A 13,257-nucleotide genomic window follows, 5' to 3' on the forward strand; every position below is an offset into this window, starting at 1 on the left:
AGCGAGTGCGGCGGCTGCGGTGAAGAGGGCGGTGGCGTCCCACCTGTAGTGACGGATGGTGATGCCTGGTGAGGTCTCGCTGGCTGCGTAGGTGCAGGAAAGTCCGAGCGGGTAGAGGATCTTCTCGCCCGATACGCGGCTGGAGTAAAGGTCGATCCCGTCGGGGTACTCGCTGTGCTGGCACTGCACGGCGGCGGGTTCCCAGCCGGTCTGAACCCAGCCGATCGTGTGGGTGAGGAGGGCGACTGGGGTTCCGATCACCATCGCGAGGATGCCGAGGGTCTTCGCGGTCCGGAGTTCCATCCCGTCAGAGTAGGGCGGACGCTACCCACCAAGCGCGTCCCGAAAGGGGATCGGTCAGCGCTTCACTTGGGTTCGGCTGAGTAGGTGCGTGCCGCCCAGCTTGGCCAGTAACTCTCGGCCGCGTCTAGGTCGATGCCGCGAAGACGGATGAGGCAGACGTCCTGGTCGCTGCGGGTAACTACCCAGAGGCTATGGGGCCGGCCGTGAGCTCGCTTCGGGATCCAGGCCAGCACCTCGTCAAGGTCGGTTTCTGAAAGCTCCCACTCTTGGTTCGACGTGCCGTCTTCGGACCAGAAGTGGACGCGGTACGTCGGACCGTCGACCTGCAAGGTTTGGTCGCGCGGATCGTGCAGCTCTGCTTTCATGCGCCCACTGTAACTATCGGGGTGCTCGAGGCTGGCCCGTATGGGGATTGATCACCGGGTCGTCACGCGGTGCGGCCGAGCATCGCAGCGGACGCTGCGGCGCAGTTCTGCGGGCGACGCGCTCGATCGTGTCTTCAGAGCATGGCGGCCTACCGAGGCGACTGCTTCAGAGGACTTGTCCGTCACCTATGGCTTTGGGGCCTTCAACGATAGTGAAGGCCGCTCCGGCGCTGAGGGAGCTGTAGTCGATGTCGTACAGAAGCTGAAGGGTCACTTCGCTCGTCTCGCCGGGATCGACTTCAGTAGCCTCGCTGCTGCGCACGATCACGCCGAGATGCGTTCCGTCGCCGCCGACGACGACGACATGAGGTCGGTACCTTCCGTCGAGACCGATGGGCGCCTTTCGGCCGCCGTCGCTGGTTGGACGGAGACGGATCCTCGCGCGAACCGTTCTCGCGTCTGATTGCGGTGGTGTCACCGGCTGACCACTATGCCTACTGTTCGATGCATGGACTGATCATCGCAGCCGCGCTTCGCGTCCCGGATTGGGATCGTTCAGCGCTTCGGTCGCAGGGGCAGGCCGGTCCGCCCAGTAGGCGAAGGATTCCGATCCTGGGCCCGCGTCAGGAGGCGTCGCTGTCTCTAGTCGAGGCGTCGATCGAGTCGAGGGTGACAACCATGACGGGCTGTATCGACCGCGTTTGAACTGCTCGAGCGTCTTCCACTGCTCGAGCGTCTTCCACTGCGCTGCGGACGAGCGTGAAATGGACAGACCCTGATGCGAAGTCGGCTTCGGGGTCGACAGAGATTGGCGACGACTGAAGCGACAGGACGGCTTGAGCCGCACGGCCCGCCGAGAGTCGAACCATTCGGGGGAGCAGCCCGTCGATCAGGAACAATCCTTGTGCGACCACCTGCTCCCGCCACGATACGTTGGCGGCCGGAAGGTTCGAGCGTAAGTGGATGCTATTCACCCACCACTCCACTCCCCAAGCATCGGACGGCGGAGCCGTCCGGAGGCGAGAGGCGGCGTAGGCCCGAAGTACAACCGAGTCACCTGAACGAGTGAACCCGCGTTCGATGAGCGGTCGGAGCGTGGGATCGTCGTTCAACCAGCGCTCCACGGCTCAACTCTGTCACGCAGTGACGTTGCGCATCGTCCCGTAAGGGAATCGACTGGCGGGCTATTCCTCGATCGGTTCAGCGCCCTCGAGCGGAGTCAGCGTCGCCCAGAATCCGTTCCCGGAACTGAGGTACAGGCGGAGGGGCTGGTCGGTGTCCATCGGGTCTCCGTCCGGGTAGAGGTCGGTGCCGCTGCACGCATCAGGCATCGACACGACGCGGATTGTCTCTCCTGCAATGAACGGTCCCTTCTCTGTCTCATCCACGGTGACCATGTATGCGGATGCTGCGACGCTGAAGACGCTCTGAGTTCCCGAGGCGCGAGGGGAGGCAGTCGTGATGACCGCTTCGGCGACTTCGTAGCGGGCTTCCGCGGATCCAAAATACGCCCAGTGCGGGCATCCCGACGTCTGCACCGCCGGCGCGCAGCCGGCGGCGGTGAGCAGCGCCGCTCCGGTTGTGAGCGCGGCAGCAACTCGAATGCGGTGACGCGAACCCGAGGTCATGCCGGTGACGCTACCCGCTCAGCTCCGTCCCATATGGGGATCGTTCTGCGGATCACCAAGTCGCCGGGCCGACCTCCGCCGGGTGCCGTGGTTCAGCGAGAGAGCCCTCCCGCTGTCAGCTTGCGCGGACCGACAGGTTCTTGCCGAGCTGGGTCCAGCCGTCGCCGGTGGCGTCGTCCGGTACGGCGTCGTCGGGGTGGATCTGTACCGTCCAGTCGTTCTGCTTTGACAGCTTCTCGCCGCAGCCGCTGACCGGTTCGTCGCCCTCGTTGACGATGACGCAGTGTCCGGCTCCCTCGCGAGGTAAGGCCAAGTAGAAGTCGAGGCCCTCGACGGACCCGGCGAACCGGATCGAGTCGGGATCGAGCTTGTCTCCGACGCTGCCGAGCGAGGGGAGTGCGTCCTGCTCCTGCTGCGCCCTGTCGTAGTCCGAGTACACGGTCGGGTCGTCGTAGACGGTGGTGTCCTGCGCGCACCCGCCGAGAAGAGGAAGGGCCATGAGCGCGACCGAGGCCGCACCGATCTTGAATCCGTAGGTCGATCGTTTGTGGCCCATGGCGTCCCCCGTCGCGTTTCGCTCACCCTACTTCGCCTGAACTCCAGAGCACCGGCTCTCATCAACGGAGCGAAGAGCGCGAGGCTGCCCGTTCCGTATGGGAATCCCCTAACGGGACGACGCAAAGCCGATCGAAGGTCAGTAGGCGACGTCAGCGGGCGCTGGCTTCCCGACTCGGCTGTGATCGGGCCGACGGGCTCGGTGGGAAGATCTGGCCAGGAGGAGACCTGCAGTCACAGCAGCCAGCGACGTGGCGACGCCGGTGAAGGGCAAAGTGTCCGCGACATCCCACGGGAGAAAGAACGCTCCAGGGTCGGTGAGGGGGTTGATGACCAGGAGGAGCCCGACACCAATCAGTGTGACGGGTCGTCCCGGCGAGAGCACGAGGGCGCCGAGTATCACGAGCGGGAAGGCGATGGCCCAGAGGATCGTCGTGGCGATCCACGTGAAGTCCGACTGTGTGGCGCTGTAGCAACCCTCGTTCAGGCCACTGAAGCACGAGCTCCAATGCACCAGGAACGCGGCGGCACCAGCAGCGCCGAGCGATGCGATTGTCCATCCAACCAACGGGCCTGACTTAGCGAGTCGCTTCATGCGCTCACCATAGGACTCGAAGGAGAACCTGAGCTAGATCCACATGGTCGAAGCGAAGGCCACCGCCGCGCCCCCACTCGCTCTGATGAACGATCGTTCAGCGAAACCATTCCAGGCCTGGAGCGCGGCGATCCCACCTGAGGGTCAGAGGGTGGGGAACCAGCTCGAGTTGTCCACAATCCACAGCGACACAGAGTTCCAGAGCCCGGTGATGACGAGGACGCCGATCGCGATGAGGAGCACGGCGACGGCCTTATTGGCGTATGCGCCGATGCGGCGCAGCCAGCGGCGTGAGCGTGCTGCGCGGGCGAGGACGAGTCCGAGTAGGAACAGAGGGGTGAGCATGCCGAGGAAGTAGACGAACCCCAGCGCCACGCCGAGTCCCACGGTGTCGATGTTGGAGGCGAGGCCGTAGGCGATGGCGAGGGATGGGCCGAGGCAGGGGTACCAGACGGCGGCGCAGCTGATTCCGAGCAGCAGTGCTTTCGCGGCCGAGCCGCCTGGGGTGGAGGTCTTCGTGATCCAGGGGATCCGGAGGAAGCCGAGGGAGTAGAGGCCGGCGGCGATGAGTAGTCCGCCGGCGATGAACGTGTACGGCGGCCGGGCGAGGTTCACGTTCGCGCCGAGCGCGAGCAGCAGCGCCACGGATCCGATCAGCACGAGAGCGGCCCCGACCGCGAACGCGAGGATCGACCACACCTGTCGAGACGGTCGAGCCCGTCCGTCCCCTGTCGAGGTGAGCGCGCCGACGATGCCGGGGAGGATCGGTGCAGCGCAGGGGGAGAGCAGAGCGAGCGCGCCCGCGAGGAACGCGGTGCCAAGCTCGGGGAACATCCCCTCACCCTAGTTTCCGGAAAGGGCGCGTCCTGGCCCCGCGCTTCCTAGGCTGACCTCGTGACCTGGACAAGTCGACCGCGCAGCATCGCAAGGGTGACCGCTCGAACCCTCGCCATCACGGTCATCTCTGCCGCAGTCACGGCCTCGCTCAGCGGGTGCTTCGCCACCGCCGAGCGGCCGCCGCTCACCTTTGGTGACCTCGACCGGGCAGCGACCGAGGCCGATACGTTCCCGACGCTGCCCCCGCGTGCCTCCTGGTCCGAGATGGACGAGACCAGCTCCCGGCTCGTCGGCCGAGTCGGAGACCGATCGCTGTTCCTGGCGCGCACGAGCGATCCGGGCACGACGTGCCTGACGAGCTTCGCTGACGAGGACACATGGGACCAGAGCTGCGGGGCCGACGACTTCGACGCCACGATCGGCCGGAACACGGTCCACGTCGTCCCGGACGGCGCGGGCGCGGAAGAGACGTGGACACCGCTCAGCGAGAACGTCTACGTCGACAGCCCTGGTGTGCGGTGACGACGATCGAGGAGCTGCGACTGGCGCTCGTTCCCGTGTTCGAGGAAATGCTGCACGAGGACGAACGCTCGTCACTTCGGCTGCACTTCGTGCGGCTCGCAGAGTGGCCGGACGGTTCTCCTCTGAGTCCTGCAGATCGCCTCGAGGACGGCAGCGTCGTCGCGCAGTGGGTAGTCCTCGGGGAGACGGGCTCATCGCGAGAGCTTCAGAGCGGCGTCTCCGTGTTCGTCCTCGCTCTGGCCGTGCAGAGCGATCTTCAAGACTTCATCGCGGAGAGCGTCTTCGGGTGGGGACAGCTCAGGGGTACTTAAACGCTCCTGCCACCTTCTGGCACCGGTCGCCTCCGCCGGCAGAGGCGAGCGGCAGGCCACATCGATGAACTATCGAGACCTGGCCGCCTCCTCGATGAACCACTGTCGTCGTACGGTCTGGTCATGGGTGCATTGGTTCGGCGTCGCGTTCGGTGGTGGTGGCTCGCGATCGCGTTGGTTGCTCTCGTCGCTGTGGTCCTTCTCGCCGGTGACCGTTCGGGTAGCTGCGTGGAGTACGTGAACTCGCCAGGCGTGTGCACCAGCGTCAACGAGGATCCCCGTACCTGGGTACTCGTCGGGATCGGCAGCCTGATCGTCCTCGGCGCACTGTATGGAGCGTTTCGGCGCCGGTAGTCGAGCCCTGCAACCGATCATGGCCGCCCGCGAAAGGATCGTGAGCGGGCGATCGGCTCGGTGGCTGAAAGCCTTGAACTCGCGTGCAGCCCACGGTTCTGGACTGCCGCGACGATCAGCCGGACATCGAGCGGCGTCCATACACTGAGGACTTGTGACTGCTGATCGAATCCAGCTCGTGCGCGACGACAAGCTCGCTATCGTCCCCGCCTCCGCCGTCGCGGTGCAGCCGTCAGCGGGCTGCTGATGGCCGGCGGGGCGAGCAGTGCGCTCGCCTGCAACGCTCTCGGCGCGGTGATCCATGACGTCCGATCAGCGATCTGACCACGACGCGCCTCTCGAGCGCGAGCCCGACACGGCTCAGGCTCGCACCGATGCGAACTTCCGCCCGGCCGACCACTTCGACTCCGACGGGTCTATCACGCAGCCCACCCTCGGCTTCACCGGGTGGGTCCGCTGGATGTGGCGCCAGCTCACCAGCATGCGCACCGCGCTGTTCCTGCTGCTGCTGCTCGCGATCGCGGCGGTGCCGGGCTCGCTCGTGCCGCAGCGCTCCTCCGACCCCAACGGCGTCACCCAGTACTTCATCGACAACCCGGACCTCGCGCCGCTGCTCGACAAGGTCCAGGCCTTCGACACCTACACCTCGGCGTGGTTCTCGAGCATCTACCTGCTGCTGTTCGTCTCGCTGATCGGCTGCATCATCCCGCGGACGAAGCACCACTTCGAGGCGATGCGCTCGCGGCCGCCGAAGACGCCGGCCCGTCTGCAACGCCTCGCCGGCTACACCGTCCGAGATGTTGAGGGCTCCACTGCGGAGGAGGCGATCGAGGGCGCCCATGCGATGCTGCGCCGTGCCGGCTATCGCGTCGAGCGGTACAACGACCCTCGCGGCCGCTGGTCGAGCGTCTCCGCTGAGCGCGGTTACCTCCGCGAGACCGGCAACCTGGTCTTCCACTCCGCCCTGGTCGGCATCCTCGTCGCCGTGGGTATCGGCGGCGGATTCGGCTACAGCGGGCAGCGCGTGCTGGTCGAGGGCGGTCAGGGGTTCGCGAACAACCTCGCGGCCTACGACTCGTTCAACCCGGGGCGCTTCTTCGACAGCAGCCAGCTCGACCCGTATCAGCTGAACCTCGACAGCCTGGCCGTCGAGTACGTGACCGAGCCGGGCGAGGCGTTCGGGCAGCCGATCGACTACACCGCGACCGTCACCACCACCCAGCGCGGAGGCAGCAGCGAAGAACGCACCGTCAAGGTCAACGAGCCGCTGGCGATCGGAGGCACAAATGTCTACCTCCTCGGCAACGGCTACGCCCCGACCATCACAGTGCGCGACCCCTCCGGCACGGCGATCTTCACCGACTCGGTGCCCTTCCTCCCGACCAACGCGAACCTCACCTCGGTCGGAGTGGTGAAGGTGACGGACGGCCTTGCTGAGCAGATCGGCATGACCGGCTTCTTCTACCCCACCCAGGACCAGCTCGCGACAGGAGCATCGACGTCCGTCTTCCCGGACCTTCAGTACCCCGTGCTCTCGCTCGACGTGTTCTCGGGCGACCTGGGATTGAACGGCGGAGTGCCGACCTCGGTCTACGAGCTCGCCGTCGACTCTCTGACTCGACTGACCGGAGGTGACACCGGAGTAGCACCATTGACGCTGAAGCCAGGCGAGACCACGAACCTGCCCGACGGACTGGGCACCGTCACCTTCGAGAACGTCGGAGCCGACCCGGACGTCATCGGCACCGACAGCGTCCGCCGCTTCGCGTCCTTCGACATCCACCACGACGCCACCCAGGGCTGGGTGCTGCTCTTCGCGATTCTCGTCCTCGCCGGGCTTCTCACGTCACTATTCGTGCCGCGCCGACGAGTCTGGATCAAGGCCACCCCGGCCGAGGACGGCTCGCTGCGCCTCGAGTACGCCGGACTCGCCCGAGGCGAGGATCCACAACTCGTGCGAACGGTTCGAACGGTCGCAGACCGTCACGCGCCACTCGACTAGAGCGGGCTGCTCGCTGCCCTAAATCCCAACGACCTCGGGGCGTCCACCCATCGGGCGGTCCTGAGGAAGATGTAGTGCTCACCGTCAGCGCTGTTTTCACGCCTCGGATCTTTGTCCGTTCCGACGTCGTTTGGGCGCCATAGCGCCGGCGTCAGGCCGCTGGCGTGCATCCCGTATAGGGATCGGTGACCGGTACACGCAGACGCGACATCGAGCGCCGCGAAAATCCGCGGTGCTGAGTGTCCCGTTAGACCCGTCCGGTGATTTGTTCGGTAGGGGGGCGTCAAACGGGATACTGGTCCAATGGCTGAGCTGATCGGATACGCCCGCGTCTCGACGGACAAGCAGGACGCGCAGGCGCAGCGTGACGCGCTGCTCGCGGCCGGTGTGCCGGCGGAGCGGATCTACGTCGACGCCGGCCTCACCGGCAGCAACCGCGAGCGGCCCGCGCTGCGCGAGGCCCTGGCCGCGTGCGACGCTGGCTCGACTCTGTTCGTGACGAAGCTCGACCGCCTCGCCCGTTCGATCACCGATGCGCGCGACATCGTGGACGAGCTCACGCGCAGGGGAGTGCGCCTGAACATCGGCGGGTCGCTGCACGACCCGAACGACCCGATCGGGCGGCTGCTGTTCAACGTGCTGGCGATGATCGCGGAGTTCGAGGGCGACCTGATCCGCGCGCGCACGAAGGAGGGCATGCGGGTCGCCAAGGCGAAGGGCCGGCTGCGCGGCCGCGCGCCGAAGCTCTCCCCGAAGATCGAGGCGCACCTGGTCGCGGAGTACCGCTCCGGGAACTACACCGTCGCGGAGCTGTCGGAGCAGTTCGGTGTGACGCGCTCGACGGTCTACCGAGCAGTCGAGCGGGCGATCGTCTCGGAGTTCCGCGCGGTGGACGTCACGCTCCCGCTTCCCGCAGCGGAGTAGCCCTCAGCCGCGAGTGACCAAATGGGCATCTAAAGCGGCGTGTCGCGTCGCGCTAATCACAGCCACAGCTCTACGTTAATCACATGGCTACGACGCGGCGTCCCCGAGGAACGATGGTGGAACCCACCAACGTTGCCTGGACCGTCGAGAAGCAGGCGCGCGATCGCTTCAACGACATGGCGTCGCACGCCAACGTGTCGTCGGCGGTGTTCTTCGAGCGCCTGGTCGAGCACGTGCAAAGCGAGCTGACCGACGAGGGTGTTCCCTCGTGGTGGCCGTCGCAGCCGACCCTTCTTTCCGATGAGGAGCTGCCCATCGACACCCGTTAACGCATTAGGCCCGTCGCTCTCGCGACGGGCCTAGAAGCCTTGGCTTCCCACCTCGCACAGTTTGGCGACTCAGAGGTGTGAAGCAGTCCCACCCAAGAACCGGTTACCAGCCGGGCCTTCGGTGTACCCGCCGGAACGTACCCGGAAGGAATGACCACATCGTAACAGCGGAGTTCGTCTCCGTGCACTCCCGACCCACCCTTTTTTCAGGGGAGCGGTCGGTCGAGCTTGCATCCGAGACGTCACAGGCGGCCGCGTCGCGGCCGAACAAATTGCGGTCGGGCTCGTGGAGCCCCGAGCCGGCACCGGGCGCCTACGCGCCGCTGCCGTGCTGGACGTCCGGTAGCGCGTGGTTCGACGCCGTGTTGGACGCCCTGGTAACGCCCGAGGGCGAAGCCGTGCGAGCGGCTGTGAAGGTCGCACCGCACACGCTGCTGCTCGTCGCTCAGGAGGACATGCGCTCGGCCGACGTCGGTACGGGACGCGGCGTCACGACAGCGCACCAGACGGTCGCGGATCGCCTGGGCATGTGCAAGAGGACCGTGCAGCGCGCCCGAGAGATCCTGCTGCTGTTGGGCCTCGCCGCAGTCGTCATCGAGGGCCGTTACCTGTGCGGAGGTGAGCGCGTTGCCGCGCAGCTCGCGCACGGTGGCCGCCAGCTCCGCATGGCTTCCACGCGGGCGCTCGTGATGCCCCGTGCGGCTGCCCTGCGCGCCGCGTGCGCGGCGCCGGCTCCGGTTCCGTCCCGCGTCTCGCAGGGCGGCCGGATCACCCGATCTGTGGAGAATGTCCACCTACCCCGTAGGCGCCACGTTCCTCCCACAGCTCCAGTTAAGAAGATCCCACCAACGCGCGGTGGACCGCGCTTGGAAGCCGCTTCGCGGCAGCCCGGACGAGGAAGTAACACACGGCGCAGCTCGATCGGTCGGCCGGCGGTTCCGAGACCCATTGAACTTCAACGCTTCGCCGCTGCGCTGGCTCAGCGCATCCCTTGGCTTGCTCGCGGTGTGCACGTCGGTCACGTGGTTGGGATGCTCGAGCGGTCAGGGATCGACGTCTCCGAGTGGAGCGTCGAGGGGCTGATGTTCGCTATCACTGCCTGGCTGACGCGGGACGGTCGCCGCGTGCCGGACACGTTCACCAGTCGCAACGCTCTCGGGTTCTACGGCTGGGCGATCCGCCAGGTCATCACCGAGCACTCGCGGTTCGACCAGGCTCGTCGTGACGCTGCGGCGGAGCGGGCCGCTGACCAGCAGCGACGCGCCGCCGAGCGAGCCGCGGAGGCTGCACGGCTGGCGAACATCGACCAGGACGAAGTGGATCGGGTGATCGCTCAGATGAAGCGCGATCAGCACGAGTACGAGCGGGCAGCTCGGGAGCGCGAGGCGGCACGCAAGCGCGCCGCCGCCGAGGCTCGCGAGGAACTTGCGATCCGTACCGCGGAGCTACGATCACGGGGCTGAGCACGCACCGAGGCCATCCATCCGATAAGCGGCGCGATGCCGGAGATGGGCAGCCGTCAGGAGTGCCCCGCAGGGGCATCCCGAAGGGACGCGGAGCGCTCTTGACGGGTGATCAGCGTAGGCAAGAGTGAAGCGTCGGATGGACGGCCGGACCGCAGCCGGCGCGATCAGCCCGGGAACGAAGAAGCCCCCGCGAGCTGTGCTCGAGCGGGGGGCTCCGACGCGAGCGAGGGGGTCGCTGCGTCACGGTCGACGTTACGTGTTCCGTCCTACCGCGGTGGGGGCTTGCGGGACCGACGAAGGCGATCGTCCGGTCGCTCAGGCTGCGTCGTCAGTTGATTCCGTAGCGCTGTTTTCCGTCGAGTCGCCGGGAGCGCTGTCGCTCCCCGGTGAGCGACGCGAACGAGGTGCACGGCCGCGGGACTGGTCGGGCCGCGGCACTCCGGCTGCGCGGAGTTCCTTCTCGGACCACCCGGTAGCGAGCGCATCGGCCCACGCCCTCGTGTGCCGACTTTGCGCGTCAGTGAGAGCCGCGCGTGCAGTGTCAGTGTCGTTCGCAGCGGTGACGATCGTGCGCACCGCTGCGACTCTCTTCTCGACACTCGCTTCGAGCAGCCGGCGTGCGGCGTCGGCGGCGTCCTCTGGGTTCCTCGTGTTGTCGCTCATGGGATCAGGCTACATGCCCAAATGGGCATCCGGAAGACGCCGCAGCGTCGCCCATCCGGAGGCTGTTCCTTCCCGCGACGGGTGCCCGTTCGTGGAGCCGCTTTGCTGCACCATCGCTACGCTCGGGCAGAGCGGTTTGTGGAGCAAGCTGTCCGTTTACCGCTGGTAAATGGCTTGCCGGGCTGGCGCTGCGTTGGCTCCGGGTGCACACTAGAGGTGTGGTCCCCGCCGGGTGGCGGGTTCGCTGCGCTGGCAAGGGAAGGGCGGGTGGTTCGAGTGTCGGAGTCGACTCCTCGACGGTTGTTCGCTCGGAAAAGGCGCGAGAACGCACCCGAGGGGGCACGCGAGAAGTACTACCGCGTGTACGTCACCGCCGAAGAAGATGCGGCGTTGCAGGCTCGCGCAGTTGTGGCCGGCGACATCACGGTTCCGCGACTCTTGTTCGAGTCTGCGATGAACGCGCAGGTCCGCACGGACGCCGAGTGGAAGAGCGCAGTGGCCGAGCTGATGCAGGTTCGCGCTGACCTTGGCGGCATGGCTCGTAACCTCAACCAGCTCGCGCGGTTCGCGAACACCGAGGGGCAGTTCCCCGCACAGGTCGAGGAGTTCCGAGCGCAGTTCGCGGCACTTGTCCCGCAAATCAGCGCAGCGTGCCGTGCGGTGGCCGGCAAGTGATTCCTAACGTCACCTACGGCTCGCAGATGGGCGGGCTGATGACCTATCTCGCTGGCCCCGGTCGCTCGAACGAGCACACCGAGCAGCACCTGGTCGCTGGCGACTCCGCGATCATGGCGCTGTACGGCTACGAGGTGCTGGACCGCGACGCAGCTCTCGCGATCGCACGCGATCTTGACGAGCCGGCCGAGGTGTACGGCACGAAGGTCATGCGGTCCGTGAAGCAGTTCGACCGTGCGACGGGAGAGCCGATCCTGGATCCGTCGACGGGCAAGCAGGCCGTCGTGAAGCAGGACGCGCACGTGTGGCACTGCTCGCTCTCTCTCAGTGCCGAAGAGGGCACGCTGACGGATGAGAAGTGGGGAGCGATCGCCACCGATTTCGTGCAGCGCATGGGGTTCGCCGGCGACGACATCGGGAAGGCGAACGCGCGATGGGTCGCGGTTCGTCATGGCGCGTCGAAGAACGGCAACGACCACATCCACATCGCCGTCTCCCTCGTGCGCGAGGACGGGACGAAGGCGCACATCCCCTACGACAAGCGGCTCGCTCAGAAGGTCAGCCGTGAGCTGGAACGCGATCACGGTCTGTCGCAGCTGCACCCCGAGGGGCGTGAGCTCGGAGAGCGCGGGATCGTCCCCGGAGCCCGCGAGGCGGCCCGCACACGCAACGCGGTTGAGCCCGACGTGCGCCGCCTCGAGCGCAGCGTCCGCGCTGCTGCATCGTCCAGCGTCGATGAGGGCGAGTTCGTGCGTCGGATGCGTCAAGAGGGGCTGCTGGTGCGCCCGCGTTTCGCGGTGGGCCGCAACGACGTCGTGCAGGGCTACAGCGTGGCGCTGCGCCCCGAGAAGGACGAGCCCGTGCGCTGGCACGGCGGCGGGACCCTCGCGCGCGACCTGACCCTCCCGCGACTGCGCGAGGGGTGGCCGGACGAGCCGTTGAAGGCGACAGAAGCGGCCGAGGAATGGCGCGCGACGTCGAAGAACCCGTGGCGCTATCAGCCGGTGAACCCGGGCCGCGAGGTTGCCGAGCCCTCGCCCGATCTGTTCGCGAAGTACGCCGCCGACATGGACCGGTTGCACCAGTACATCAACTCCGTCGACCCGTCCGACCGGTCGACGTGGGCACACGTGGCGCGTGAGACGGCCGGCGCCTACGCCGCGTGGTCGAGGCGCATGGAACCCACCCCCGGACCGCTCGCGGACGCTGCGCGATCGCTCGCGCGGTCGGCACACCTGCGCGCCCACGAGACGCGACCGCGACCCGCAGCGATGCCCTCGAGCGCGCACACCACTGCGCTGATCCTGGCGGCCGCCGGCAAGAAGAAGAACGCGGCCGCTGAGCTGCTGCTGCTGCACCAGCTCGCCCGCATGACTCACGCGATCGCTTCGGCGCACAAGGCCGCCGGTGACGCACGTCGGATGAGCGAGCTGTCGCAGACGCTCCGCGGTCAGTTGACCGCAGTGCGAGACAGCTACACGAAGCAGGACACCGCGAACAAGGCCGAGGCGTGGGAGGCCCAGCGGGCCGCTCTGCCGCCCGAGCTGCGGCAGTCGCGCGAGGCGGTCGCCGCGTCGTTCCCGACCGGGAGCCCGGTGCCGACCAAGCTCACGCCGCGCGAGCAGGAGAGCGCCGACGCGCTCCTCGCCAAGCGCGCCCGAGACGCCCGCGAGAAGCCCGGTCACGACCGCGGCGGACTCGACCGATAACCAGGCACGACAGCCATAG

At 67.1% G+C, this 13,257-nt stretch carries 15 protein-coding genes; 8 read left to right on the top strand and 7 right to left on the bottom strand.

Features of this window, described 5'->3' with window-relative positions:
• The 7 genes from C5C95_RS15255 to C5C95_RS15270 all read right to left on the bottom strand — a co-directional run.
• Positions 1-303: hypothetical protein (locus C5C95_RS15255; RefSeq protein WP_146087101.1), on the bottom strand; the 303-nt coding region annotated here is incomplete at its 3' end.
• Between the two features lie 62 nt (positions 304-365).
• Positions 366-668 (bottom strand): hypothetical protein, encoded by a 303-nt coding sequence (locus tag C5C95_RS15260; protein ID WP_104234409.1) that lies wholly within the window; start codon positions 666-668, stop codon positions 366-368.
• A gap of 166 nt (positions 669-834) precedes the next feature.
• Entirely contained in the window at positions 835-996 is a 162-nt protein-coding gene (locus tag C5C95_RS17575) for a hypothetical protein (protein WP_181027273.1), read from the bottom strand.
• 856 nt (positions 997-1,852) lie between these two features.
• A complete protein-coding gene (locus C5C95_RS17175; protein ID WP_146087102.1) occupies positions 1,853-2,296 on the bottom strand; it encodes a hypothetical protein in 444 nt (147 codons plus the stop codon).
• 115 nt (positions 2,297-2,411) lie between these two features.
• Positions 2,412-2,852: a hypothetical protein gene (locus C5C95_RS15265; RefSeq protein ID WP_104234410.1), complete on the bottom strand. Its 441-nt coding sequence runs from the start codon at positions 2,850-2,852 to the stop codon at positions 2,412-2,414.
• Positions 2,853-2,990: 138 nt separating this feature from the next.
• Positions 2,991-3,446: a hypothetical protein gene (locus C5C95_RS17180; protein WP_146079385.1), complete on the bottom strand. Its 456-nt coding sequence runs from the start codon at positions 3,444-3,446 to the stop codon at positions 2,991-2,993.
• Positions 3,447-3,590: 144 nt separating this feature from the next.
• The gene (locus C5C95_RS15270; protein WP_104277481.1) at positions 3,591-4,280 is read right to left on the bottom strand and encodes a cytochrome c biogenesis CcdA family protein; all 690 of its coding nucleotides are present in this window, start codon (positions 4,278-4,280) and stop codon (positions 3,591-3,593) included.
• Between the two features lie 96 nt (positions 4,281-4,376).
• Between C5C95_RS15270 and C5C95_RS15275 the strand changes: the two genes are divergently transcribed.
• The 8 genes from C5C95_RS15275 to C5C95_RS15310 all read left to right on the top strand — a co-directional run bounded on the left by C5C95_RS15275 (position 4,377) and on the right by C5C95_RS15310 (position 13,238).
• Positions 4,377-4,805 (top strand): hypothetical protein, encoded by a 429-nt coding sequence (locus tag C5C95_RS15275; RefSeq protein WP_104277480.1) that lies wholly within the window; start codon positions 4,377-4,379, stop codon positions 4,803-4,805.
• A complete protein-coding gene (locus tag C5C95_RS15280) occupies positions 4,802-5,116 on the top strand; it encodes a hypothetical protein (protein WP_104277479.1) in 315 nt (104 codons plus the stop codon). Before C5C95_RS15275 ends, C5C95_RS15280 begins: the two co-directional genes overlap by 4 nt.
• 655 nt (positions 5,117-5,771) lie before the next feature.
• Positions 5,772-7,472 carry a cytochrome c biogenesis protein ResB gene (locus C5C95_RS15285; RefSeq protein WP_104277478.1) on the top strand — a complete coding sequence of 567 codons (1,701 nt, stop codon included), beginning with the start codon at positions 5,772-5,774 and terminating at the stop codon, positions 7,470-7,472.
• A 303-nt stretch (positions 7,473-7,775) separates the two neighbouring features.
• On the top strand, positions 7,776-8,396 hold the full coding sequence (locus tag C5C95_RS15290; protein WP_104277477.1) for a recombinase family protein: 621 nt from the start codon (positions 7,776-7,778) through the stop codon (positions 8,394-8,396).
• A 113-nt stretch (positions 8,397-8,509) separates the two neighbouring features.
• Positions 8,510-8,725, top strand: a complete 216-nt coding sequence (locus C5C95_RS15295; protein ID WP_104277476.1) for a hypothetical protein — start codon at positions 8,510-8,512, stop codon at positions 8,723-8,725.
• Between the two features lie 362 nt (positions 8,726-9,087).
• Complete coding sequence (locus C5C95_RS17185; protein ID WP_146086142.1) at positions 9,088-10,188, top strand: hypothetical protein; 1,101 nt, start codon at positions 9,088-9,090, stop codon at positions 10,186-10,188.
• A gap of 687 nt (positions 10,189-10,875) precedes the next feature.
• Positions 10,876-11,529 carry a MobC family plasmid mobilization relaxosome protein gene (locus tag C5C95_RS18020; protein ID WP_104277474.1) on the top strand — a complete coding sequence of 218 codons (654 nt, stop codon included), beginning with the start codon at positions 10,876-10,878 and terminating at the stop codon, positions 11,527-11,529.
• Positions 11,526-13,238 carry a relaxase/mobilization nuclease domain-containing protein gene (locus C5C95_RS15310; protein WP_146087103.1) on the top strand — a complete coding sequence of 571 codons (1,713 nt, stop codon included), beginning with the start codon at positions 11,526-11,528 and terminating at the stop codon, positions 13,236-13,238. The genes C5C95_RS18020 and C5C95_RS15310 overlap by 4 nt, the downstream gene beginning before the upstream one ends.
• Positions 13,239-13,257 lie beyond the last annotated feature (19 nt).

The organism is Rathayibacter sp. AY1B7, from assembly GCF_002932735.1.
GTDB lineage: Bacteria > Actinomycetota > Actinomycetes > Actinomycetales > Microbacteriaceae > Rathayibacter.